Source organism: Phytohabitans kaempferiae, assembly GCF_042433955.1.
In the GTDB taxonomy this organism is placed as follows: Bacteria; Actinomycetota; Actinomycetes; order Mycobacteriales; family Micromonosporaceae; genus Phytohabitans; species Phytohabitans kaempferiae.
In genome coordinates this window covers 25364-49249 of sequence record NZ_JBHLUH010000059.1, presented here as the reverse complement: position 1 = coordinate 49249, position 23886 = coordinate 25364, and the positions used below count along the sequence as shown (strand labels likewise).

Here is a 23886-nt window from a genome sequence, read left to right as displayed (position 1 = left end):
GGACTGATGGTGAGGACGGCGCGACAGAGCCGTAACCGGCTGATACCACCCGGCGCGAGGTGCTGCCCGCGACCGCAGGTGTAGGTCTACAAATCCAGCCGGTCAACGTGCTTGAACAGGAGGACGTGGACACATCAAGCATGCAGAAAGCGCCCAGCGCTTGAGGCCGCCGCGTCGATCTGAGGTGTAAGCGATGCGCGAACGTCGTCGATAAGTCCCGTGACGAATTCCGGTGAACATGCCTCTCGGACGGCGCGGCGGATGCGGTAGTCGGCGATGAGAATTCCGCTAACCGTCATCGCCCCGGCCATGATTCTTGGTGTCGCGAGCTTGTAGTACGAGGCGTTGAGCATCCAGGCGCTCTGGGCATTGATCGCAAGGAGACGAAACTGTCGGACGAGGTCGTCGGAGACGACGGCGGGCATTGCGAAAGCAATCGCGAAGCGCTGTGTGTCCAGACCGTACCTGACACAAATCTCCTTACTCGCGTCAGTAATCCAGTCGGCAAGGCGGGCGGCAAGTGACGGGACAAACTCGGTCAGGATGGGTTGTATCGCCGCATGCAGGGCTTCGCGGTTTCTCCCCCGCAAGGCCCGGAGCGGGAATGCCTGGGCGCGGATGGCTTGTTTTCGAAGCTCTCGCCGAATAGACGTGGCGTAGTCTTTCACGGCCTGCTCGATGATCGCCACGAAGGTCGTCTCCTCGAGCAGGGCGGCCATATCGCGGCGGAAGGCCGTAAGCCGCGCGACATGGCGGCCGTTGCTGGCCAGTCCTCTCGCCACGGAGAACGAGGGTTCGTCGTCCTCCTCGACCAGAGTGGCGGGGAAGATTTCACGGCATACATCTTTGGTGAAGGCCATACGTGAACCCCCGCCCGTAAGGATGATTCGGCTCGGCTCGGTCCCAAGCTTACGGCGAACACATGTCAACTCTTGGGCGAATCGTTCGCGCCACCCATCTGGCTCGTTGATCAAAGAGTGCATGTCAATGGTACTCAGGGCTGACCACGCCTTGTCGACGATAGGGCCAAATTCCTTGTTGTTGACCTGCCGGAGGTCCCAAATTTGTGCCTGAGCGCCACTAAATCGTGCTTCCTTGACTCGCCTACACGCGAGGAGTAAGAAGTCCTGCGCATCCTCGGCCTGGAGTGCGGCGGCAAACCTTTTGTTGTGGCGCAATGTGTTTCGAACTTTGGTAGACATCGCTAGATCGAGGTCGCGGCAACCGAAGGTTGCTCCGCAGTCAAGGTTGAAGGGCTCCAGATCCTGAACGTAGGTGAAGTCGATGGTTGACGATCCAATATCGACGACAAGCACCTTGTCGATGTCGGTGTCAGCAACGGCTCGGTCGCGGGCGTGCAGGAGCGCCGATTGTGATTCCGGCATTAGTCGAAGGTCTGTGGCGATTCCGCGCAGGCTTGAGTGGTAGGCGTCTACGTCTATGACACTCCAGCCCGTGGGATGGCCGACATAGATGACACAGTCGTCGCGAATCTGAGGATGCTCGTTGAAGAACTCAGCCAAGAGTGCGGTGACGAAATGGGCGACAGGAGCCAACGTGCTCGGGTCGGTTGTTGGCGGGCGTTTGAAGTTGACGGTGAAGTTTGACGTGCCGGGCGTTCCGACAGCATCCTCTCCAATCAACACCTGAATTTTGGAGTCATCGATCGTATGGGTGGCGGAGTTGGGGTCGGTTGAGCCCGAGTCGCGGAAAGCCACTGCGGTCAGGATGCTCTGTTCACGGTTACGGCGGCGAAAGACGTGGATCTCGCTAGACTCCCGTGAGGTCCACGCGAGACAGCTTTCACCGTCGCCGACGTCGATTCCGACGAAGTATCGAGCCATCTCTTTGGTACTACTCTTCAACGTCGCCGTCAGTGAGATCATTCAGCCCGGTAAGCGCGCCTCCGGCCGCAATGATCACATGTGTCAGGACTTTGATCTCGTCTGCGCTGGGTGGGCCGGGGAAATCCAGGCGGTTGTCCTGCTGATGAATCGCGCTCAGAAAGCCGCGAATGGTTGTTGCCTCTTCGGTGTCATCCTTCGTAGCGGGCTCGTTCACCGATCGCTTCCATAGGTCTGGATCGACCAGCAGTTGTTCGAAGAACCATGGGTGTTCTGCGCGCATGATTAGGAGTGCCGCTGCATACCAGACTCGTTGCGGTGAGGGCTTCGCTTCTTCGGGGGTCGAGAGCATGTCGCCCGCAAGATTTAGCCCATTGATGAAGCGCCGGATCTTTCGCGGATTGGAGCCATAGGCATGACGCACCATCTCCCAAAGCGCACGGTCATTGGTCTCGACTGATACGTCGTCGCGCATCTGCACATAGATGGACTCGAAGGTGATCGCGGGGAGGTAGTACGGCAACTGGATGAGCTTCTCCAGATATTGTCGTCCCCGCAGGAGGTTGCCACCGAACCGTGCCGCCGCTGCTTCACCTATGACCTTCGGATCCATCGCAAGGATGAAGACGCATGACGATTCGCCGAGAAACAGCTTTAGTGAGTCCAGAACCATTACCGCAGCATCGGGCGTGCAACGATCTAGGTCATCGATGAAGATGACCAACGGCTGCCCCTCGCCGTATAGCTGAACAAGCTCTGCGAACTCGTGCTCGAACCGATTGACATGTAGGTACTCGTGCGAGTCGCGGGCAGCCCAGCGCGCGGCCATAGCATCGAGGTCGGCAGTTGTAACAAACCCCGCTGTCAACGGGGCGGCGACCTTACGCGCGGCCAGCCACAACACGGACTTCCCGAGCTGGCGGGCGATCTCCCCAGCCCGGCGCAGGGTCTGTTTGGTCGCCCCGTCCTCCTTGTCTCGCTTGCGCAGGCCATCTTCAATCTCGCTCAAGATTGCCTGCAGTACCGCGTGCCACACCTCGTCCCGCTGGTCGTACTTCCATGGATTGATCATGACGGTCGGCACACCCTGGGCATTCAGCATGCTGCGGCAGATGTTGAGAAAGCTTGACTTTCCTGTGCCCCAGGCTCCGAAGACCCCGACGGTCAAGGGCAGCGAGTGACTACGGCGCAGTGCACGACAGAGCACCTCCGCATGAGCCGCGAAACCGAAGCGGTCGTTGGCGACGCCGTCGGTCGGGTTGTCGTTCAGTAACACACCGGTCCTTCCCTCATGACCCAATCGTCATCAGATTGAGGAGCGGAACGTCGGGTGTCAACGGGTCTTCGGCCACATCGGGACCACGTTGCGCCGACGCCTCAACCCCGCGATGCGGGCACCCGGAGGTGCGCCTGCTGGCGCTCCTCCGACCCTCCGAAATGCATCGCACATCGGCACCAGATGAGACAGGACTGTCCTGGGTAGATGATCGCCTTCGAACACGGTTCGCCGTCATGCCACACCGAACGTGACTATCCGTCGCCCCTCCACAAGAAGAAGAAGTGGATCAGAGCCGCTGGATGTCCCCGGGGCGGCCAGTTAGAGGGGATCTATCTGGCCGCGGGAGCTGACGCAGTGTGGCTCTGGGTTATCTCTGGTTAGTCTCATCGGCGTGAGTTTCAGCGTGTACGCCCGCCGGGTACGCGATCCGGCGTTGCCCTATCAGCATCGGGTATCGGCACTGCGTTCGTGCGTTTAGCTCTACCGACCGATCGGCTTCCACGCGACGCTGAACTTCCTGGAGGAACTCGCTGGGCCGTTCCGTCACGACGAGGCGGCCCTGATCCGCGGGCTTGACGTCCTCACCGCGAGCAGCGCAGTTAGAAAAATTGAGTTTCGCCGCTACGCCACCATGCGTAGCGCAGCCAAGCGCCGCAGCCAGCGCAGCCCTCACCCCGCCGACCCGAACCCGCACGAACCTACAGGCTACTGGTACGACGCGCCCCGGCAAGCCGCCCTCCACGCGCTCAGGTTCTGGCACCGGGAGCGGCTTGCCGCCCTGGCGGAGCCCGCTTCCACCCGTTGGCGAACCTGTTAGCGGGAGCGTTGCGGCCCTGGTCAGAGGCTGGCAACGCCTCCGTTACCAGCCGCTACCGTGATCGGGTGAGCCGTGGCACCTACGACCCGCAGAGGGCCGCCGAGTCGATGCGGAAGCTGGCGGCCGTCACGGACGCGGAGCTGGCCGAACAGGTCCGGGCGGCGGCGGCCGCGGTGCTCGAGCTGGCCGACGTGTGGCGGCGCGGCGAGGGTTGGCCGCACGGGCCGATGGACCGCGACGCCTACGCCACCGCGACTGCGGTGGGCAAGGCCCTGGCCGACCTGCCAGGCGACGCGCCGCTGGCGGCTGTAGTGGCCACCACTGGCCCGATCCTGGGCCAGTGGTGGCCGGACCGGCCGGAGGCCGCGGCGGCGTTGCGCGAGGCTGTGGAGCGGCTGCGGCACGTGGCGATGCGCAAGACGAGCCTGGGCCGTGACGCCCGCAAGATCACCAGGCACGGCGACTGGCGGCCGTACGAGCCGGGCGGGCGCTACCCGTAGCGCTTCGGCTAACCCGTAACATCCCTCCCCCGTGGACAATGACTCCCCCTGTGGGGAGTGTCGGGATCCGGCCGGTGCCCGTGTTGGGTGTGGGCGGGCCGGCTAAGGGCCGGCAGTTCGAGGGCCAGGCGCAGCCGACCACAGGCCAGGTACCGGACCGGCCAACAGACCGGTTGGCTGGTCAGGGCCGGCTGGCCAGCAGGGCCGCCACCCGGCACCGGGTTTCGATCCACCGCCGGCTGACCGGGCATACCCAGTCCGCGACGCTCATCGCCGTGGCGTGCAGGTCCTTCAGCGGCCGGTCGTGGATGGGTTCATGATGTGCGATCCGGTTGCGCAGCAGGTGAAGATCACGCACGGCGTCGTTGACGTCGCGGCGCATACCGCGGCCCTGCAGTCCTGGGAATACCTGCCGCAGGCAGGGCAGCCACAGGGTTCGCTCGTAACGGCCAGCCAGCAGATACCGCCAGAACCCCAAGCTCAGCTCGGCCACCACCCGGCCCGGCGCCTCCGGCCGGCCGTTGCGGGTCGCCCGGCGCCGCGCCTTCGCGATGTCGTCCAGCGCGTCACCGGTCAGCAGCCGGCCCGGATCCAGGTACCAGCGAGGCTCGCCGTCCGCCATGTTGGACCAGGCGGTGAGCTGGTCGTGCATCGCGTTGCGCAGCACCACCTCCAGGTCGCCCAAGGTCGCGCCGAACGCGGCGCCGACCTCCCGGTTCCACTCGTACAGCCGCAGCGCCGATCGCACGTCACCACCAGTCACGGCGCGGTACGGCGCGAGCCTCTCCGTGGACAAGCGGCTCTCCAGAACGGCGAGTTCCGCTGGCGTCACGAGATCGCTCCCTGTATCCTGGTCTGCGTAGACCCCGGTCGCCCCTGCCCCTTGTGGGTACGCCGCCGGGGTTTTGGTTGTCAGCTTACGACCCCTTTCGGCGGTTTCGGCGCACGCGTTCCGTCGCGTCCCCCGCGTGATCACATCGGCGGCTTCATTCCGCGAAATCGTCGACGCCGGCAGCCAGCCCGGGCGCGGAGCGCGGTGAGCCGGTCGGCGAGCGTGGGCACCTCGGTACAGCGCCGGTAGTCGATGAGATGCCCGCGGTCGCAGGCCCGACAGGGTGTAGCCGATCTCGCGGGTCTCCCACTCCTGCTGCCGGGCAGCCCAACCGGGCCCAACAGCCCCTGTCAGTCGATCTTGTTCAAGGGCTGTGGTGATCTGTCAGCAGCGCAGCGTGTCTGTCACGCGAGCTGGGCACGCTCGGCGAACTTGACCGCTTCGGCGGCGGTGCCGCAGGCCAGGGTGCGGGTGGCCCGCCCGCCCTTGATGGTCGAGATGACCCACCGTTTACTGGCACGGACGGGCTAGGCGATGCGGCGGAGCTTAACGTGCCCGGCGGCGCCGGGCGGCTGATAGATCGCGGCGTGCTCGCCGTCCGGTCGGCAATGCGGCCGGCCCTCGATGGCCAGGGCCAACTCGTCATCGGCGATCATGGGCCTGACGGTACGCCATCGAGGGCGGCGATCTTGTCGCACCCTGGACGCAGCATTGAGTCTTCGGCGCACTTGGGCCCAATGTGGTTGCGAAGGGGGTTCTCCAAGAAATTCATTTCCCAGGTTGTTCGGCGTTTTCCCAGGTCAGACCCTGTTGCACGTGGTCGCCAAGCGACTTATCTTCCAGCCCAAAGTGTGGATACTGCGGATTTGGTGTGCCAAGATGCGCTCGTGCGAACGTTGCCCGTACCCAGGTAATGGCGCAACCGCGCAGGACCAGAGATGAACGATGCGGGCCCCCACCCTCATGGGGCGGCTACCCCGGGTGAGAACCCGCACCGTTGTTACGAAGTAAGCGTCGTGGCCTCGCCGGTTAGGCGGGGCTACGCCGCGTTATAGGGCCAGGTCCCTGGGTCAGACCGGCCCGCAGCCGCCGGACGCGGTGTAGACCGCGAGGACGGCCGCCGTGATCCGAAGGATCACGGCGACGAGGCTTCCGACCTTCTGCCAGGTAATGCGCTCCGGCCGGATCTTGCGAGAACGCCGGCGCAAAGTCCGGCGAGGTAAAGCGCACAACATGCGCTCCCTTCGATCGAGGGGCTTGGGGGGGTGTCCTCACCCCCGCGGGATGCGAGGAGCCTCTTCCGCCCGATCGACCTACCGGTCACGCCGTTGCAGCCCACAGCCTAGTGGGCACATTGGACGCCGCCCCTGCAACAAGGGCGGCGTCGCTCGAGCGCCGGACTACGGGCCGGACACAGCCTATGCCGCAGGCGGTGACGCACGGCAACATCGTTCTGGTAGCCGTAGCGCTGCGCAGCGTCATCCGCACTGCTCAGCTAGCTGTCCACCTGGGACATTCCGCAGAATATTTGGGCTCAAATGCCCGTACCCCTCTATCCGCCCGCTCGAAGACGTTGACGGGATCGGCCCCGCGGATCTGGTCGGGGTCATCGGCGGAGAGATCCACCAAACGACGTCGACGTATCGAGGGATGACCAGGGAGCGCAGCGTCGGACTAAACCGCACAACTCAGAACGGGGTGCCCGTCGCCGCGAGGCCCGGCCAAGCGGCACCGCAGCCCTCAGTCGGCAAGGTGATCGAGAAGCCCAGCATCCGGCTGATGGTGCGCCTCTGAAGACCAGGACTCCGTGCCCTCGCAAGCACTGACACCAGCCGCGGCGGGTCAGCTAGCGGCCACCCCGACGTTCCGCCACCCGTACTGCCTCGGTTGCCATGCCGCAGGGGATCGGTCACCACGACCGCGCAGAACGCCGGCGTGCGCAAGACCGCCACCGGTGACCTGCCGACCCGCCGACCGCAGCCAAGCTGCGGCCACGGACGGTGATAGTCGGGAAACTGGCTGCGGGACATTGCTAAATCTCGCGGAGATCTTTTACTCTGAGCGAGATAACGGCGAAAGGAAGAGAACATGGCGAGTCCACGAGTCCTTACGATCACCTTCAAGCTGCGCGTGCCCCCCGGCCTGCCCGCCAACGTCCGCGTCAAGCGGATCGACACCGCAGTCGCCTCTTTCATCGCGGCAGTGCGCAGCCTGGCTCCGTCGGTGTTCCCTTGGGCGAAAAGCATCGACGTGGACTACACCTGGTCCTACCAGTGGCTCAGAGGCAACGAGACCGTCCTGCTGATGCCCACCGCCGAGAACACTGGCGACGAGCAGACCGCTGCGGCCGAGCGAGCCATGCTCGGCGTCCCCGACGCGGAGGAGTAGACCGGTCGACCGGAGAAGGCGCGAGACGGCCGACTTCTTGGCCTATCCTCGCCGACGCGTCCCCCGAGGTAATTCGGCGTCACCACGACGTGCCGGAAGGCGAGCTCCTCGGGCCCGGCGAGGAGTCGGTGACCTCCGCGGCACTGACCAGCTACGCCCCGGGCAACCACGGACAGTGAGAGTCATGACCATCCGACGGTGTTTTCACGACGAACTGGCGACGGTTGAATAGGCGGTCTTCCCAGTCCAAGCGTCACCCGCGACCTGGCTATACCCGGGGAACGCCAACTGGCCCCCGACAGCCAGCGGAGGGCCGCCGAAGAAGCGACGTGCCTGTGCCCTGGTACTGACGTGCGTGACCGTGATGAGCAGAAGCCCGAGCGGCTCTGCCGGGTTGATCAGGGCGCGCAGCTCGGCGGAGCCCAGCTCGTGGATGATCTGCTCTGGCCGAGTTAGGTCGCCGCCGATCGCGGTCGCCAGCGGCGAGTCGGCCAGGAGCCTGACGGATTCCCCGACGTCCACCGGGTCGATGTCGACGTGCACGACCCGGGTTCCCGGTGATGCTGCTGCGCGATCTCGTGCACCTTGCCAGCGGTCGGGATACCGGAACCGATGTCGAGGACCTGGCGGATGCCCTGGTCGGCCCTTGAACCTTCACTGCGGCGAAGGAATCACCGGTTGGCTGGGCCTGCAGGGCGACCCATGACATCGCCTGGGATATCGCGTCGTCGACCATGGGATCGGCTCCGAAGTTGTGCTTGCCGCCCAGCAGGTCGTCATAGACTCGGGCAGAGCTTGCCACGCTGTCCCGGCGTGGCTCGTCGGCCCAGTCACTGACATCGTCGGGCATCGCGACTCCTCATAGGTCTCGAGGCGGACAAGACCAATGCCTATCGGCCAGGTCAGTCGCCGTGCGGTTGATCGGCTGGCGGCTCGTCCACCGGGCTGGAGCCAGTAAGCACCTGGACCTGCTCCAGGATGTGCAGAATCGCATCGGCGGTGCGCTTCGGCATCGGCCCCTGTTCGGCCAGCCGCATGGCGATGGCCCGCAGCTGCGGGTCTCGGGCTATCGCCGCGCGGAGCCGCCGCTCCTCCGGGTCATCTTCCAGGCCAGGGAAGAAGTAGCTCACCGGCACCTCGAACAGCCGAGCGAACGCCTCGATGTCCTCGGGATTCGCCGAACTCTCGCCCGACCTGAGCCGCCCAACCCTCACGTGGCTGATCTGATGTCCGTACCGCAACAACGCCTTGGACACGGCCCGGGTGGTCCAGGCCCGCCCAGTTTCGGGGTCGACGCGCGTCGCGAGCAGGGTTTCCAGTCGGGCCGCGAACATCGAGCCGTCGGCATCCGTGTCGCCACGCATCCTTTGGCGCTCCTCCCCCAACTGGTTGGTACGAGATTGTTCCACGGGAGCCCGAAGTGGAACAAGTGTTGACCTGCGCGAGCGTTATAGATAGCATCGCGAAGTCTGGTTCAGGATCGTTCCATCGTGAGCTATCTGGAACAGATCCGACCCAACAGGGATGGTTGGTCGCACGAGGGAGGTACATGGCGCTCGGTGGTGGATACACCCCTCAGCTAAACGGGCGCAGGCCGGCGGGTCGGTGACCGCCCTCGCCGGATGGGCCGATGCCGTGCACGGTTGACGGCGCGGCGGCCCGCCTGGGTCCACTCGGCGTCGAGAGAGCGCGACGTCGCCCGGTTCGTCTGAGTCGACCACGGCCATGGTGCTGCCGCCGGGACCAACGAGGACGGCATGTGGAAGCCCAGCGTTTGGCAGGGGCCGACGTCGCTGTGGTGATGGTCGCGGGGACGGAGTTCGCGCCATGAGGCGGAAAGGGGGTGTCGTCGCTGGGTCCAGCACCTGCCAGGTGCGATCGGCTGGTTGCCGCGCGGAATCGGGTCTTCCCTCAGAGCCATCGGTGCGGTCGCTGCTCCCCGATCGTGTCCAGTTGTAGGAGTAGGCATGCGCAGCAGAACAGCACAACCGCCGCCGACCGGTGTTTCGGGTCGGTGCTCGCCGGCCCAGGTCCTCCGGGAGCGCCGCCGGCGTCTGGGGTGGACGCAACGGGATCTGATCCGTCGAATGCAGCAGGCGGCGGCCAGGCAGGGTTTCACCTTGCCAAAACCTGCCTCATTGAAATCGATGATCTCGCGGTGGGAGCAGGGGCAGCACCTGCCCGACCGGCAGAACCGCAAGGTTTTGGCGGCAGCGTTGGGTATCGACGAGTCCATTCTGGACGTCGAGCGAGAGACCTTGCCTTCGGCAGCGCCGCCCGTGACTGCTATCGCCGGGTACCACCGTGGCGCCGATGACAGCCGGGCTGTCTCAGGTCCCAGCGGTAGCACATGAGGCGCAACCTGGCGTGCCTTCGAGAGAGCAGGGGACGACGATGCTGGAGGAGTCAGCCGCCCAGTCACCGATCGCGCAGCGACTTGATCACCTGTTCAAGACCGTCCGCGGTCCGGACGGACGCGAGCACACCTACGAGGAGGTGGCCGTCGCGCTGCGCGCAAAGGGCGTCCGTGCGTCGCACACCTATGTGTGGCAGTTGCGGAACGGACAGAGCGACAACCCTGGTATCAAGGTTCTCCACGGACTGGCGGACTTCTTCGGGGTTCCGACGAACTACTTCACCGATCGGACCACTGCCAAGGATGTTGATCGCCAACTGCAGTTGATCGCGGTGATGCGCGACCACGGCGTGCGCAGACTCGCGCTGCGCGCCTTCGGGTTGTCCTCCGACACGCTGGCGGCGATCACCCAACTGATAGCCCAAGCCCGCAAGCTCGAGGGCCTGCCCGACGACGACAGCCATCGATAGGTGATGTAGGCGAAGGCCCCGTCTCGTCACGAACGCGTTGACCAGAAAGCGACCCTCCAGCGATCGGGTGAGGCGTCGACTCAGAACCGATCCAGCTTCCATCCGGGACACAACCCACGGGAGCCCAATCGTGATCATTTGTGTGTGGACATCAGGGGGTGAACCCGTGGCTGGCAGGAGCACCCTGCGACAGCGTTGCGAACGGCTCGTCGCCACCCTGGACATACCCACACCGTTGGACATCGAGTTGCTCTGCCAACGCGTCGGCCAGCAGTTGGACCGGCGGATACTGCTGTGCCCCATGGCGATGCCCACCGATGCTCCATGCGGGGTGTGGATCGCCACCGACGAACACGACATGATCCTCTTCGAGCGCCTCACCTCACCGCTGCACCAACGGTTGATCATCCTTCACGAACTGGGCCACCTGGTCGCCCAACACGTCCCCACCACTGTGGACGACCGTGACGCGGCCCGCCTCCTGGTGCCTGACCTGGACCCCGACGTCGTGGCCAGGATGCTCGGCCGCACCCACTTTTCGGCCGAGGAGGAACGTACGGCGGAGCTCATCGCCTCGCTGATCCTGCGCCGGGCAACGCAGTGGGCGCCGACACCCCAGTGGACGATTCCGGCCGAGGCAGCCGGCGTGATCATGCGCATCCGGCACGTACTCGGCAACGGCTAAGGAGACCAACCCGGATGAAGACCGTCAACGACGTCCTCTACCCGATCGACGCCGCGTTAGCCTGGGCCGCACTGCTGTTCAAGCTTCCGAGCCTGCGCCGGGGCCGACGAGAGCCCGCAGGTGTGGCCCTGTGCCTGGCGTTCGCGTTCATCGCCACGACGTTTACGCTGGTCATCCCGCCGGTCTACGCGACGGTCGACGACCTGATCGGCACCAAGAACATCGCGGTGCTGATCTCGCAGTGCTGCGTCATCTGCTACACCGTCAGCATTCAGTTGATGCTGCTGTTCTGGGCATACCCGGCCACCGACGCGTGGCGTCGGGCGCGCTGGCGGTTGATCGTCGGCGTCCTCGTGCTTCCTTGCATGGTCACGCTGTTCCTGCTCGCCGACGCGAACGACCAACGCACCCGGGACTTCGTCGCCCATTACGCCGGCCTGCCGGTGTACTCGGTCTACCTGCTGCTGTATCTGAGCGCGTACATGGTCGGGAGGGTCGACATCATCCGGCTGGGGCTGCACTACGCGCCGGTGGCCGGACGGCCGTGGCTTCGTCGGGGCCTCTATCTCACCTGTGTGGGCGGGACCCTCGGCCTGGTCTACGGTGTGGCCCGTGCGGCCGACATCGTCGGTGCCCGGCTCGGCGCCGACCCGCACCAGTGGGAGATCCTCGCGCAAGTGGGCGCCGGCGGCGGGGTCATCTTCACGATCACCGGCCTGACGATCCCGACCTGGGGCCCGTACGTGTCCCGGGCGCTGCGGTGGCTGCGCCGGCACCACGACTACCGGAGCCTGTACCCGTTGTGGCACGCCTTGGTGACCGCGAGTCCGCAGATCGCGCTCGATCCGCCTCGATCCCGGCGCCTTGACCATTGGGATCCACGCGATCTGCAGTTCCGGCTCACCCGCCGGGTGGTGGAAATCCGGGACGGCATGCTCGGCCTTCGTCCGTACTTCGATGACAACGTCGCGACGATCGCGCGTAGCCTCGGCGAACAGGCCGGCATCGAGGGCGACGACCTCGTCGCCGCAATCGAAGCATCGCTGTTGCGTTCGGCACTCGACTCGATGGCCGCAGGGGAATCGATGCAGCCTCGGCGCGCCGCCGACCACGAACCGACCGGCGCCGAAGATGTCGTAGGCGAGACGGCGTACCTTGTCAAGGTCGCTCACGCCTTCGACGTCTCACCCATCGTGGCGACGGCTGTCCGCACCGCCGACAGCCGTCGCCGTACAGCGGCGAACGCCGCGTCCTCGCGGAGCACACGTTGACGAGACAGCCACTGATCCTGCACGGCGACGCGGCGTTCATGGCCGACCCTTTCCCCTCCTACGCGACCTGGCGCCGCAGGGCACCCATCCACCGGGCGGTCACTCCCAACGGGTCGGCGGCCTGGCTCGTCACCCGGTACCTCGACGTCCGTCGCTGCCTTGTCGATCCACGCCTATCGCTGGACAAAACCAACTCGCGAAGCGGCTACCGCGGCTTGCCCCTTCCGCCCGCCCTCGACGCCAATCTGCTCAACATGGACCCGCCCCAGCACTCCAGGGTCAGGCGACTGGTGTCGACGGCCTTCACCCCCCGCCGCCTGCGCCGCCTCGAGCCGTCGATCCGACGACACACCGTCGACCTGCTCGCCGCGGCGGACACCGACGGACGCATCGACATCGTCGGCGAGTTCGCCTTCCCGCTATCGCTTCATGTCATCGCCACCGTGCTCGGGGTCCCCCAGGGCGCACTCGGTGCGTTCCAGGGCTGGGCGGAGGCGCTGTTCGTTCCGCACAGCACCGACCGTTTCACGGTCGGGCAGGCGGTGAATCAGATCGATGCCTTGGTTCGTGCTCTTGTGAACGACGCGCGCAGCCGGCACGCGACGAGCCTGCTGGGCACGCTGGTCACCGCCAGGGATCATGGGGACCGGCTCAGCGAGGACGAGCTCACGTCACTGGCCTTTCTCCTGCTTCTCGCGGGACACGAAACGACGGCCCACCTGATCGGCAACGCCGTCTTGGCGCTGCTGGAGCGTCCGCACCATCTGGCGTCTCTGCGAGCAAGGCCCGGCCTGCTACCGGTGGCGGTGGAGGAGTTCCTCCGCTTCACCGGGCCGAACCCGTACGCGATTCGACGCTTCGCCCTCGATGACGTCCAGATCGGCGTTGTGCGGGTGCCCGCGGGGGACACCGTCCTGCTCGGCCTGGCATCGGCACACCGCGATCCCGACGCGTTTGAAGATCCGGACACGCTCCGATTCGACCGCACCGACAACACCCACTTGGCGTTCGGGCACGGTGCTCACTACTGCCTCGGTGCCGCTCTGGCCCGGACGACGATACGAACGGCAATCGGTGCACTCATCGACCGGTATCCGCGAATCGAGCTGGAAAGTGCCCCCGGAGCGCTCCAATGGCGTCCTTCATTCCGAAGTCGCGGCCTTGTCAGGCTACCCATTCTCGTCGAGCGACACTGACGGCGTTTCCGGTTCGCGGCCATTTCACTAGACGCGCACGTACCGAGCACGCGCCCTTCCGGCCAGCTCTTTAGATAGACCACTCGGAACGTGGGTGTTTATCCACGCAGGCCAGTCGAGACCAACCTTGCTTCGCCCTCTGCGGTCAGACGTCGTCTTCCAGACGGCGAAGATGTCAACCTAATGTCAACTTCCGGTGGGAGGCGTTCCGGGTAATGCTTGGTTGGTGATCACGAACGCCGCTTCGGACCATCGATTCCCTTGCCGGGTCCATCATCGACGGTTTTGGTTCGGCGTTCGGCTCGCGGCGCCAATAGGCGGTCACCCGGCAACGCCGCCCCACCGCAGGCTCCAGCCGACCGGCACCCCGATGGCGTGCGGCGATGCGGCGGGAAGCGCAGCGCTCGCACGCGGCCCTCCGCCCCACGCAGGGCATCGAGGCATGTGGGTGGCGCCAATGTCGCCGACCGCTTCCAACTTCCGCAAACGCGCGGCCGGAGGCATTGGCGCGTCCACGCCAATCACGGGTTTGGGTATTTCGTCGCGGCCGACGCGTTCGCCGATGCCAGACCTGAAAACGGTCTGGGCTCCCGAGGTTCGGCAAGGAGCTATTCGGGCCTATGCGGCGACCGCACAATCACTCGTAGTGAAGGCTGGCTTGGTTGCGCACCGACTGCCTGCCGATAGCGCTGCGTCCTTTGCGGATCGCCAGATCTGAGCACCGGTCCGAGTTGTCAACCAGATGTCAACTTCCGCTAGCAACTGATCGGCGCAAGACTTTCTCGTGAGGGGCCACGATCGCCCGGATCCCTGTTTGGGAGGGGATGGTCGTATCCGTTGGAGCTACCTGCTCGTCGCTGTTCGCGGACGGCGTATTCGTATGGCCGTCCACTGATGACTTGCACATAGGAGGAAAGCACATGACATCAATTCTTGATAGGCCAGCCGAGCGAACAGTTCCGCCGGACACGCGGAACTCTGCTCAAATGTTCCCGCCGACATCCGAGTACGGCCGCTACATGCGAACAGACCTGCTGTCGTCGTTGCGCATGCCAACGGATCAGCTCGCGCACCGGGACGAGGCCCTGTTTCGGACTGTGCACCAGGTCCACGAGCTGTGGTTGCTGCAAGCCAGCGGCGAGGCCGCCACGGCGACCGCGAGGATCGCCGCCGGCGGCTTGGACGATGCGCGGGACCTGCTGGGTCGAGTATGCCGGGTCATCGCCCTGCTCACCGGTGGGCTGGAGCTGCTCACCACGATCACTCCCCACGACTTCGCGATCATTCGTGCGGTTCTGAAAGATGGCAGCGGTGCGCAATCGCCGGGCTGGCGCGCACTTCGCGAGGCGGCCCGCGAGCTGCGCGGCGTGCTCCAACCGGTTCTCGCGGCCGGCGGCGGCGCCCGCCTCGAAGCGGGCGGTGTTGTCGACCCGGCCGCGTTCCGCCTCGTTCGAGTGCTGCTCGACTTGGACTGCCAGGTCAGCATATGGCGGCACCACCACCACCTGCTCGCGGCCCGTTTGGTGGGTGCGGGAGGCGTCGGAACGCAGGGCATGCCCGTCGATTCCCTCAGCGCGTTGACCGGGCAGCGGTTGTTTCCCGAGCTGTGGCCGTCGGCGCTGGCGACGCCGGCGGCGGGCGCGCGGGGTTAGGCGATGACCGACTCGGCCGCGTTCCGTCGCCAGTTTCCGGCGCTGCACCGTGTGGTACACCTGGCCAGTTGCAGCTGGCCGCCGCGCTCGGCCGCCGTCGCGGCGGCGCTCGGGGCCATGCTGCGTCTGCAGGACCACGGTCGGGCGTGGGAGCACTTCGAGCGGGAGGCGGATCAGGCACGTGCCTTGTTCGCCACGCTGATCGGTGCCCGCAAAGACCAAGTCGCGCTCGTTCCGAACGTCTCGGTCGGCGTGTACCAGGTCGCCTCCGGTCTGGTCTGGTGGGAGCGGCCCCGCATATTGGCCACGCCCGCCGACTTTCCCGGTGTCGGGCATGTGTGGCAGGCACAGGCACCGCGCGGTGCCCAAGTCGTGTACGCCAACTCCACCGACAGGGCGCCGACCGTCAACGACTACATCACAGCGCTCGATGAGCAGACCGGGCTGGTCTCGGTGCCTGCGGCGACCTACCGAGATGGTGCGCGTCTGCCAGTGGCGCGGATCGTCCAGGCGGCCCACGCCGCTGGCGCCGCCGTCCTGGTCGACGCGTGCCAGGCCGTCGGCGTCGAGCCGGTCGACGTGACCGAATGGGGTTGCGACTTCCTCGTGGCCAACGCCAGCAAGTACCTGTGCGGCCAGCCGGGTTTGGCGTTCCTGTACGCACGCGACGCGGCCGACCTACCCCGCCTGCCCCGCCTGACCGGCTGGCAAGCCCAAACCAGGCCGTGGGACCCGCTGCTGGACTACCGCCCCGACGCCCGCCGCCTGGAGACCGGCACGCCGGCGCTCGGTGCGGTGTTCGCCGCGAACGCCGGTATGCGCCTTATCCAGGCACTCGACCTCGTAGATGTCCGCCGCCATGTCTGCGCGCTGCTGGCCTACGCGAGGAATCGGCTGACCGAGCAGGGCGAGCGAATCTGCACCCCCTGCGACGTTGAGCGGCGCGGCGCGCACCTGGCCGTCCTCGACGCCGACCCAGAGGCGTTGGCGGCCTGGCTGGCCGCTCGGGGAATCAACGTGGCACCACGGCGAAACGTGGTGCGCCTGGCCATGCACTACTTCACCACGAAGTCCGATGTGGACGCGTTGTGCGCGGCCCTACCGCGCTATCGGATCGCCCATCCCCACTCCCGTGCCGTGCCCGAGCCGAGCGAGGTGTAGACCCTATGCGTGAGCTAACCGGTTGGCTGTCGGCCAGCACCGCCGACCCTGCCAGCTTCCCGTACCAAACCGTCGTGACCGCCGTTCAGCATTTCGGCAAGGCCGCGGTACCGGACGACCTGCTGGTGCTGCTGGACAAGGTACGGGGCGGGCTGGCGCCCACCGCAGATGAGCGCGACCCGGCCCGGCTGATGCTGGACCGGTTCCTGGGCATCGTGCTTGACCGCTGGGACGGCCAGTTCGACGCCCCGAGCTACCTCGCCCTGGCACTGCTGCCGATGCCCGACCTGGCCGAGCCGGACCTCGGAGCGGGTTGGCGGACGCACGACTGGCTGACCGTTCACCTGCTCGCCGACATGCTGGTCTTCGAGACAACGGCCTTGCGACACCCCGGTCATGTGCCACTGCCCCGGCAGCGGCCGTCGGCGTCGATCGTCGCCAAACGCTGCCGCCTCGCGATCCGCGCGGCCACACCGGCACTGACCCGGCTCCGGCTGGACCGGCCCAGCACTGACGACCTGCTGGCAGACGGGGCCCACCAGCTGTGGGCGACGATCACCGACCCGCTGCCACCTGCGTGCCTGGACGCGGTCCGCTACTCGATGCTGCCCGTTGACACCGTCCACGACGAGTGGATGTTCATCCGCGTGCTGCAATGCTTCGAGGCCGCCTTCACTCTGATGGCGGTCGAGCTGAAAGCCGCGAACCAGGTGCTGGACCGCGGCAACGCACGACTGGCCGCGGTGTTCCTGGACGGCGCGGCCAGCGTGCTACGCGATGCCCGGCCGCTGTTCTCCCTGATCGCCACGATGCAGCCGCAGGCGTTCGCCACGTTCCGCGTGCATACCGAAGGTGCATCCGCGATCCAGTCCAGGGCGGCCAAGCTCGTCGAGGTGTTGTGCCGCCGTCCCGATCAGCAACGGCTGGACTCGGCCGCGTTCACCTCCGTTCCTGACGTGCGGCAACTGGTGGTCGACGGCCACCGCGGGTTCGAGGACATCTATCTGGAATCGCTGGCCACCGGCCGACTCGACGCGGGCCAACGAGGGCGGGTCGAACAGGCGATGGCTGCTCTGGCCGAGGCAGTCGAGCAGTGGCGGCAAACCCACTACCGGCTCGCCGTCCGCTTCCTGGGTGAGAAGCCCGGCACCGGCAGCACCAGCGGCCCGGAGTACCTGGCGGCCGTCCGCCGCATCCCACTGTTCCGCAGCGTTCCCGGCACCACCGACCAGCCGCGCGTTTGCCGCTGACCCCGGCTACGTCATCGGGCCGCACAACGCCGCGTCGCCCGCCGTCTCGACGCGCCTATCAACCACCACGACCACCAGGAAGGAGGGTCCTTCGGTGACCGCGATCGACCAGCACCGCACCAGCCGCCCGGTGGTGGGCCTGCGGGCCGGCGCACTGTACGGCCCGGCGACATTCGGTGTGACGTCGGCTGCGATTGTCCTGCCGAACCTCATCGCCGACCTACGCATCGGCCCAGGGGAGGCCGTATGGGTGCTGTCGGCGTACGCGCTGGCGTTGGGCGTGGCTACCGCCGTCGCTGGTCGGCTCGCCGACGCGTTTGGCGTCGCCGTGGTGATCCGGGTCGGCGCGTTCCTGCTCACCGGCGGGTTCCTGGTCTGCCTGCTAGGTGTGGACCTGCCTTCGTTGGTGGCCGGACGGGTAGCGGTCGCGGCCGGTTCCGGCGCGGCGGTCGCCAGCGCGCTGACGCTGGCCGGGAGCGTCCCGCCGGCCGATCGTGGGCGGGCCGTCGCTGGCCTCGGCGCTGTCGCGGCCGGCTGCGCCGCGGCGGCCACGCTCGCCGGCGCGCTGGCCGCCGCAGCCGGTGTCTGGCGTCTGGGACTGGTCCTGCCGGCATGTTCCCTGGCCGCGGTACCCGCCTGCCTCGCCGCCGCACCCCGCCCCGCCCGGCCTGGTCGGATCGACCTTCCCGGTGCCGGGCTGCTGACCGTCGTTGCCGGCGGGTTGCTGGTCCTGACCCAGGCCTACGCGGTTGCGTTGCCAACCATCGCTGTCGCCGTGGCCGCGGCAGGCACGGTGGGCGCGGTGCTGCTGCTGGCCTGGCACACGATACGGCGGCCCGAGGGGTTCGTGCCGCTTCGACTGCTCACGCATCCGCGGTTCGCGCGGGTCTGTGGGATCGGCGGCGGGGTCTACGGGGCGCTGTTCGCGGTGATGGCTGGCGTGCCCTCGCTGCTCGCGCACGAGCACGGCTGGTCGGCGCTGCGGATCGGCGCCGCTCTGCTACCCGGCGCCGTCGTGGGTGCGGTTCTGGCCCAGGTGGCCGCCCGCCGACGCGGTGACGGCATGAGGCTTGTCGCCGCGACCGGCGCCGCCTTCACGCTGCTGATGCTGCAGGTCACGGTGGTCGGCGGACCGGTATCCGCGACGGCCGCCGCCACCGCCGGACTCGCCGCCAGCGCCGTCACGCAAGTCGTCCTGACCCGCTGGCTGGCTGCCAACCTGCCCGAACGATCGCGTGGCACGGGGGCCGGCCTGTTGATGTTCGCCCAGTTCCTCGGCGGCGCTGTCGGCGCCGCAGCGCTCGCGGCCTTCACCGTCCGGCTCGGCGGCGCCGCGTTCGCGGCGACCAGTTCGCTCGCCGCCGCTGCGACATTGCTGGCCGTCTTCACACGTTCGAACGCCAACCCCTAGCAGAAGAAGGGAACGACGGATGGAGCTTCATCGCAGTCGCCACTGGGACCGCAAGTCGGCGCGGGTCGGGTTCGGATACGCCGCGATCGCGGCACTGGCCGGTCTGTGCATCGGCGCGGGGGTGGGCGGGCCCGCCTGGGCGGTCTCGGTCATGGTCTGGGGCAGCGGCGTGGTGGCGCTGGGCGCGGCGATCGCCGTAGCCATCGGGTCGGTGCGTCCATTCCGGATCGTCATCGCCCCGGATGGCTTGGACGTGCGTGCCAATGGGCAGGCGTTCGCCGGCCCCTGGGCGCTGGTGCGGGCGATCAGCATCGAACGGACTCCGGCCGACCGGGACATCCTGGTGCTCTGGGTCGCCGACGAGGTGCGGATGCGGCATCGCCCGACGTTCCCGGCCGCCGGCGCCGGCCCGAAGGGGCACGTGCTGGTCGACTTGGAGAACGTCGCCGAGGCCCGCGAGCAGATCGAATCCGCGCTACGGCGCCACGCCGGCGACCGGTTCCGGTCCTTGACGTCCGCTTGACCTAGCCGCCCATCTCGCGTCCGCGACCGGCACACCGGTCAACGGTTGTCAACCGGCGAGGCGGACCGGCCTCGCCGGTTAAAGAACCCTGGGGAGCTACCTTGTTCGACAGATCACGAGCCTGGCCGCCCAGCGTGGACCGCAGCCGCGCACGGCGCCCCGGCCGCCCGCCGCGGTCAGACCGCGGGCTGAGAATCGGCGCCGTCACCGCGCTGACGCTGGCCACGATGGCGTGCTCCAGCGCCAAATCCGGCAGCACTGACGCATCCCAGACGCGCGGCGGGTCGCCGGCTGCCACCGCTGACTCTGCGCACGGCACTGAAGCTGCCATCGACACCTACCGCCGAATGTGGACGACGTACGCCCGTGCCGGCGCGACCGCAGACCCACACGCCCCGGACCTGGAGCGGTACGCCACCGGGCTGGCGTTGACCACCCTACGCAACGGCCTTGCCGGCTACCGCAAGCGCGGCCAGCGCCTCAAAGGGAACCTGATCACCTCGCCCCGAGTGCACAGCGCCTCACCATCTCACGATCCGTCGACGGTCACCGTCGCTGACTGCATGGACACCAGCGATTTCCTGGTCTACCGCTCCGACGGGCGGCTGGCCGATGACGAGCCCGGCGGCCGGCGCGCGGCCCTGGCGACCGTTGTCCACGGCCCGGCCGGCTGGCGGGTGGCCAGCTTCGGCATCCAGGAGGTGGGCTCATGCTAGCCGCCCTGCGATGCGGACTGGGCGCGGCGGTCGCCTTCGTGCTGCTGCTGGTGTGGGGCGGCGGCGCGGTCCTGGCTGGCGACGGGATCGGCGGCGTGGACTGCCGCCAGCGCCAGGATGCGCCCGAGTGCCGCCTATTCGCTGGGACCCCTGCCAAGCCCGCCGACGGGGACGGCGACGCCGACCGGCGTTCCGAAGGTGGCGCGAGCGGGCCGCAGCGGTGCCGGTACGAGCGGGTCGAGCCGCAGGCTCCGCCGCCCGCCGGGGGGTCGGGCGGCGGAGCCTGGTACACGCGCACATGTGCGCGCGCGGATGGTGGCGCATCGCAGTCGCAGCCGATATGGCTGACCGATGCGGATGTGGCCGACCCCGGTGTTCTGGCCGAACAGGCCGTCTCCCGGCTACGCCCGCCGGCGCCGATGATTCGCACCAGCCCGGACACCGCGGTGGCGCCGATGCTGGTGTGGGTTCCGGTGTGGCTGTGGATCGGCCCCAGCTCGTGGAGCGCCCGGTCAGCCACCGCCGCTGTCCCCGGCATGTCGGTGACCGCGACCGCCAGGCCGGTCCGCGCCCAGTGGCGACTCGGCGACGGCACCACCATCACCTGCGGACCCGGCACACCCTGGACCGCGAGCCTCGACCCGGCGGCCCCGTCGCCGACCTGTGGGCACATCTACCGCCGCCCCGCCCGTATCGAGGTGACCGTACTGGTGGCGTGGCAGGTGACCTGGGTCGGCGGTGGCCAAAGCGGCGACGCGGGAACGTTGACCACCACCGCCCGCCTTCGCGCCCAGGTAGTCGAGGCGCAGAGCCTGGTCAGCGACGGCAAGGGGGCTACCGGATGAGCGCGTCGGCCCACCCCCTCGTCGCCGCACCGGCGGCGCCCGCAGGCCCGCTGCTACGCCGACAAGTCAATGTGCCGCGAGTGCTCGTGGCGGCCGTACTCATTGTCGGATTCGCGGTAGCGGGCGCTGTGCTCGCCGGGCGCATCGACGCCCGTATCCCCATGTTGGCGCTCGCCCGGGCTGTGCCGGCGGGGCAGGTGTTGACCGACGGCGATCTGCGGGTGGTGCAGGTGGCCACCGACGCCGCCCTCGACGCGATCAGCGACGACGACCGGGCGACCGCGGTCGGGCAGCCGGCCGCAGTGCCGCTTGCGGCGGGGACGCTGCTGTCCCGCGCCCACCTTGGCGCCGGCCAGTGGCCGCCGGCCGGGCAAGCGATCGTGGCCGCGCTGCTCAAGCCTGGCGCGGCGCCGCCGGGCCTTACTGCTGGCAGCCAGGTCCTGCCTCTGGTCGCCGCTACCGACGCTGCTGACCTGCCGCAGGTCACACCGCCAGCGGCGCCGGCGGTAGTGGTATCGGTCCAGGCCGCGGCCGACCAGTCAGGGGACACCGTGGTGTCGCTGCTGCTGCCGGTCGCCGACGCGGCGCGGGTGGCCGCCGCCACGGTGGTGCGGCTGGTGCACATCCAGGGGCGGCGGTGAACCAACCATGCTGATCGCGGTCGGTTCGGTCAAAGGCTCGCCGGGTGTGACCAGTCTCGCGCTTGGGCTGGCCGTGCTCTGGCCGCAGCCGGGTGCGGTCCTGATCGAAGCGGACCCGGCCGGCGGCGACCTGTGGGCTCGGTGGGGGCACCACCCAGACCCGGGCTTGACGCATTTCGCCGCAGCGGCCCGCCGGGACTTTGACGCCCCCATCATCTCGGTGTTCCGGCAGAGGCTGCGTATCGGCGCGGACGTCGTGCTCGCACCTCCCGCAGACGCGGCCACCGCCCCGGTCGCGCTGCTGGCCGCCCGTGGCCTGCCTGCCCTGCGGCAGGCCGCAGACAACGCGGTCGTGGTGATGGATGTAGGCCGGCTGGATCCGGCCAGCCCCGCCCTCGGGTTGGCCGCCGCCGCGGACCACGTTCTGCTGCTCGTCTCGACGCGGCTGGACGCGTACGCGCACGTCGCCGCCCGACTGCCTGCCCTCGCCGCCAGGCTGCCGGGGCGTCTGTGGCTGGTCCGTACCGCCGCCGAGTCGACCCGCGCCAGCGGCCTCGGAGGACTCGACCATCCAGTAATCGGGACGCTGCCACGCAGCCGATGGGGCGCAGGCGTGCTGTCCGGGCAGCTGAGCGTCGCGAACTGGCGACGGCTGCGCCTAGGCCGGGCCATCGCCCGCATCGCGGCCCGGCTCGCCGCGCAACCATCGGCCGCCAGGCAGGCCACATCGCCCGCGCAGCAACCGGACCGGCCGCGATGACCGAACCTGTCAGCCCGGGTGTCGTGGTCCTGCCGCAGGCACGGGAGGTGGTCGACGAGCTTCGCCCCGCAGTGGCAGCCGCCCTGACCCGCATGTCCTCCGAAGGCCGAGCACCGGCAGATGTGGCCACCGCCGTCGGCCACATCCTGGACGCCTACGCCGAACGCCGCCTTGCCGCCGGCCACATGCCGCTGCCGCCTCCGCTGGAGCGGCAGGTCGCCACCGCCTTAACCGACGCCTTCTCCGGCCTGGGACCGCTGACTTCGCTGCTGACCGATCCGCAGGTCACCAACATCTACCTGAACGGCCTCACCACCTGGATAACCCGCGCCGACGGCCGCAAACAGCAGGTGCCGTCGCCGTTCTCGTCGGTGGAGGCGCTGGTGGACCATCTGCGCGACCTCGCCGCCCGCATCGGCGTGGACGAGCGACGCCTCGACCGTGGCATGCCGCGGGTCTCGCTACGGCTGCCGGACGGCAGCCGGCTGTTCGCCACTCTGCTGGCCCGCCAGCCGAGCGTGTCCATCCGCCGGCACACCCTGCTCGACGTCGACCTGGACACCCTCACCACCCGGCACCGGGCCATGGATCCGCTGCTCCGCGACCTGCTCACCGCGATGGTCCTAGCACGCAAGAACATCCTGGTCTGCGGTGGGCCCGCCGCCGGAAAGACGACCATGCTGCGCGCGCTGGCCAAGGCCATCCCGCACCAGGAGCGGATCGTCACGATCGAGGACACCGACGAGCTCGCCCTCGACCTGGACCCAGCCCACCCCGATTGTGTGGCCATCGTGGCCCGCGAACCCAACCTCGAGGGCCACGGCGGCGTCGACCTGGCCGAGCTGGTGCGGTGGGCGATGCGCATGTCGCCGGATCGGGTCATCCTCGGCGAAGCCCGCGGCGGCGAGGTCGTCCCCCTGCTCAACTGCATGTCCCTGGGCGCGGACGGGAGCCTGGCCACCATCCACACCAGCACCTCGGCGCAGGCGTTCACCAAGATCCTCACGTACGCGGCGCAGGGCGTCGAACGGCTCCCGTTCGACGCCACCGCCGCTCTCGTCGGCGTCGCGGTCGACGTCGTCGTGCACCTGGCCCGCACACCCGACGGTACCCGGGTGATCTCATCGGTGCGGGAGGTCATCGGCGCGGACGGGCCGCAGGTGACCAGCAACGAGGTGTTCCGCCCCGGCCAGGACCGGCGCGCCACCCCGGCGATCCCGCTGCGCCCCGCCACCGTTGACGAAGTCGCCGCGGCCGGCTTCAACCCTGACCGGCTGGCCGGGTGGTGA

At 68.0% G+C, this 23886-nt stretch carries 22 protein-coding genes and 1 pseudogene; 17 read left to right on the top strand and 6 right to left on the bottom strand.

The features are described from left to right. Window positions 1–134: 134 nt before the first annotated feature. Both ACFFIA_RS27390 and ACFFIA_RS27385 read right to left on the bottom strand, forming a co-directional pair. On the bottom strand, window positions 135–1844 hold the full coding sequence (locus tag ACFFIA_RS27390) for an Hsp70 family protein (protein ID WP_377255690.1): 1710 nt from the start codon (window positions 1842–1844) through the stop codon (window positions 135–137). Between the two features lie 10 nt (window positions 1845–1854). Further along, window positions 1855–3120, bottom strand: a complete 1266-nt coding sequence (locus ACFFIA_RS27385) for a KAP family P-loop NTPase fold protein (RefSeq protein ID WP_377255687.1) — start codon at window positions 3118–3120, stop codon at window positions 1855–1857. A gap of 885 nt (window positions 3121–4005) precedes the next feature. On the opposite strand from ACFFIA_RS27385, the gene ACFFIA_RS27380 reads away from it, so the two are divergent. Continuing rightward, the gene (locus ACFFIA_RS27380) at window positions 4006–4440 is read left to right on the top strand and encodes a hypothetical protein (protein WP_377255685.1); all 435 of its coding nucleotides are present in this window, start codon (window positions 4006–4008) and stop codon (window positions 4438–4440) included. A 181-nt stretch (window positions 4441–4621) separates the two neighbouring features. Here the strand turns inward: ACFFIA_RS27380 and ACFFIA_RS27375 are convergent, their stop codons facing one another. Further along, window positions 4622–5272, bottom strand: coding sequence for a hypothetical protein (locus tag ACFFIA_RS27375; protein WP_377255682.1), 651 nt, complete (start codon window positions 5270–5272; stop codon window positions 4622–4624). A 527-nt stretch (window positions 5273–5799) separates the two neighbouring features. Continuing rightward, entirely contained in the window at window positions 5800–5928 is a 129-nt protein-coding gene (locus ACFFIA_RS27370; protein WP_377255679.1) for a hypothetical protein, read from the bottom strand. A 1432-nt stretch (window positions 5929–7360) separates the two neighbouring features. Here ACFFIA_RS27370 and ACFFIA_RS27365 point away from each other — a divergent pair. Next, window positions 7361–7660, top strand: a complete 300-nt coding sequence (locus tag ACFFIA_RS27365; RefSeq protein ID WP_377255677.1) for a hypothetical protein — start codon at window positions 7361–7363, stop codon at window positions 7658–7660. A 204-nt stretch (window positions 7661–7864) separates the two neighbouring features. On the opposite strand, the pseudogene ACFFIA_RS27360 reads toward ACFFIA_RS27365, so the two are convergent. Together ACFFIA_RS27360 and ACFFIA_RS27355 are read right to left on the bottom strand one after the other, a co-directional pair. Next, a pseudogene (locus ACFFIA_RS27360) lies at window positions 7865–8274 on the bottom strand (SAM-dependent methyltransferase). Window positions 8275–8562: 288 nt separating this feature from the next. Beyond that, window positions 8563–9024 (bottom strand): hypothetical protein, encoded by a 462-nt coding sequence (locus ACFFIA_RS27355; protein WP_377255674.1) that lies wholly within the window; start codon window positions 9022–9024, stop codon window positions 8563–8565. A gap of 723 nt (window positions 9025–9747) precedes the next feature. Between ACFFIA_RS27355 and ACFFIA_RS27350 the strand changes: the two genes are divergently transcribed. The 15 genes from ACFFIA_RS27350 (at window position 9748) to ACFFIA_RS27280 (ending at window position 23886) form a co-directional block, all read left to right on the top strand. Further along, window positions 9748–10014: a helix-turn-helix domain-containing protein gene (locus ACFFIA_RS27350; protein WP_377255672.1), complete on the top strand. Its 267-nt coding sequence runs from the start codon at window positions 9748–9750 to the stop codon at window positions 10012–10014. A gap of 40 nt (window positions 10015–10054) precedes the next feature. Beyond that, on the top strand, window positions 10055–10486 hold the full coding sequence (locus ACFFIA_RS27345) for an XRE family transcriptional regulator (protein ID WP_377255670.1): 432 nt from the start codon (window positions 10055–10057) through the stop codon (window positions 10484–10486). Between the two features lie 166 nt (window positions 10487–10652). Beyond that, window positions 10653–11171 carry a hypothetical protein gene (locus ACFFIA_RS27340; protein WP_377255667.1) on the top strand — a complete coding sequence of 173 codons (519 nt, stop codon included), beginning with the start codon at window positions 10653–10655 and terminating at the stop codon, window positions 11169–11171. A 14-nt stretch (window positions 11172–11185) separates the two neighbouring features. Next, window positions 11186–12442 carry an MAB_1171c family putative transporter gene (locus ACFFIA_RS27335; protein ID WP_377255664.1) on the top strand — a complete coding sequence of 419 codons (1257 nt, stop codon included), beginning with the start codon at window positions 11186–11188 and terminating at the stop codon, window positions 12440–12442. Continuing rightward, on the top strand, window positions 12439–13638 hold the full coding sequence (locus ACFFIA_RS27330; RefSeq protein ID WP_377255661.1) for a cytochrome P450 family protein: 1200 nt from the start codon (window positions 12439–12441) through the stop codon (window positions 13636–13638). The genes ACFFIA_RS27335 and ACFFIA_RS27330 overlap by 4 nt, the downstream gene beginning before the upstream one ends. A gap of 986 nt (window positions 13639–14624) precedes the next feature. Beyond that, the gene (locus ACFFIA_RS27325) at window positions 14625–15290 is read left to right on the top strand and encodes a tryptophan 2,3-dioxygenase family protein (RefSeq protein ID WP_377255658.1); all 666 of its coding nucleotides are present in this window, start codon (window positions 14625–14627) and stop codon (window positions 15288–15290) included. A gap of 3 nt (window positions 15291–15293) precedes the next feature. Continuing rightward, window positions 15294–16451: an aminotransferase class V-fold PLP-dependent enzyme gene (locus ACFFIA_RS27320; protein ID WP_377255655.1), complete on the top strand. Its 1158-nt coding sequence runs from the start codon at window positions 15294–15296 to the stop codon at window positions 16449–16451. Between the two features lie 5 nt (window positions 16452–16456). Then, entirely contained in the window at window positions 16457–17701 is a 1245-nt protein-coding gene (locus tag ACFFIA_RS27315; protein ID WP_377255652.1) for a tryptophan 2,3-dioxygenase, read from the top strand. A gap of 94 nt (window positions 17702–17795) precedes the next feature. Next, window positions 17796–19112: an MFS transporter gene (locus ACFFIA_RS27310; protein WP_377255649.1), complete on the top strand. Its 1317-nt coding sequence runs from the start codon at window positions 17796–17798 to the stop codon at window positions 19110–19112. A 19-nt stretch (window positions 19113–19131) separates the two neighbouring features. Further along, window positions 19132–19635, top strand: a complete 504-nt coding sequence (locus ACFFIA_RS27305) for a hypothetical protein (protein ID WP_377255646.1) — start codon at window positions 19132–19134, stop codon at window positions 19633–19635. Between the two features lie 347 nt (window positions 19636–19982). After that, a complete protein-coding gene (locus tag ACFFIA_RS27300) occupies window positions 19983–20351 on the top strand; it encodes a hypothetical protein (protein WP_377255643.1) in 369 nt (122 codons plus the stop codon). Continuing rightward, a complete protein-coding gene (locus ACFFIA_RS27295; protein ID WP_377255640.1) occupies window positions 20345–21196 on the top strand; it encodes a hypothetical protein in 852 nt (283 codons plus the stop codon). Before ACFFIA_RS27300 ends, ACFFIA_RS27295 begins: the two co-directional genes overlap by 7 nt. After that, a complete protein-coding gene (locus ACFFIA_RS27290; protein ID WP_377255637.1) occupies window positions 21193–21837 on the top strand; it encodes an SAF domain-containing protein in 645 nt (214 codons plus the stop codon). Before ACFFIA_RS27295 ends, ACFFIA_RS27290 begins: the two co-directional genes overlap by 4 nt. A gap of 7 nt (window positions 21838–21844) precedes the next feature. Further along, window positions 21845–22597, top strand: a complete 753-nt coding sequence (locus ACFFIA_RS27285; protein ID WP_377255634.1) for a hypothetical protein — start codon at window positions 21845–21847, stop codon at window positions 22595–22597. Further along, window positions 22594–23886 carry a TadA family conjugal transfer-associated ATPase gene (locus ACFFIA_RS27280; RefSeq protein WP_377255631.1) on the top strand — a complete coding sequence of 431 codons (1293 nt, stop codon included), beginning with the start codon at window positions 22594–22596 and terminating at the stop codon, window positions 23884–23886. The genes ACFFIA_RS27285 and ACFFIA_RS27280 overlap by 4 nt, the downstream gene beginning before the upstream one ends.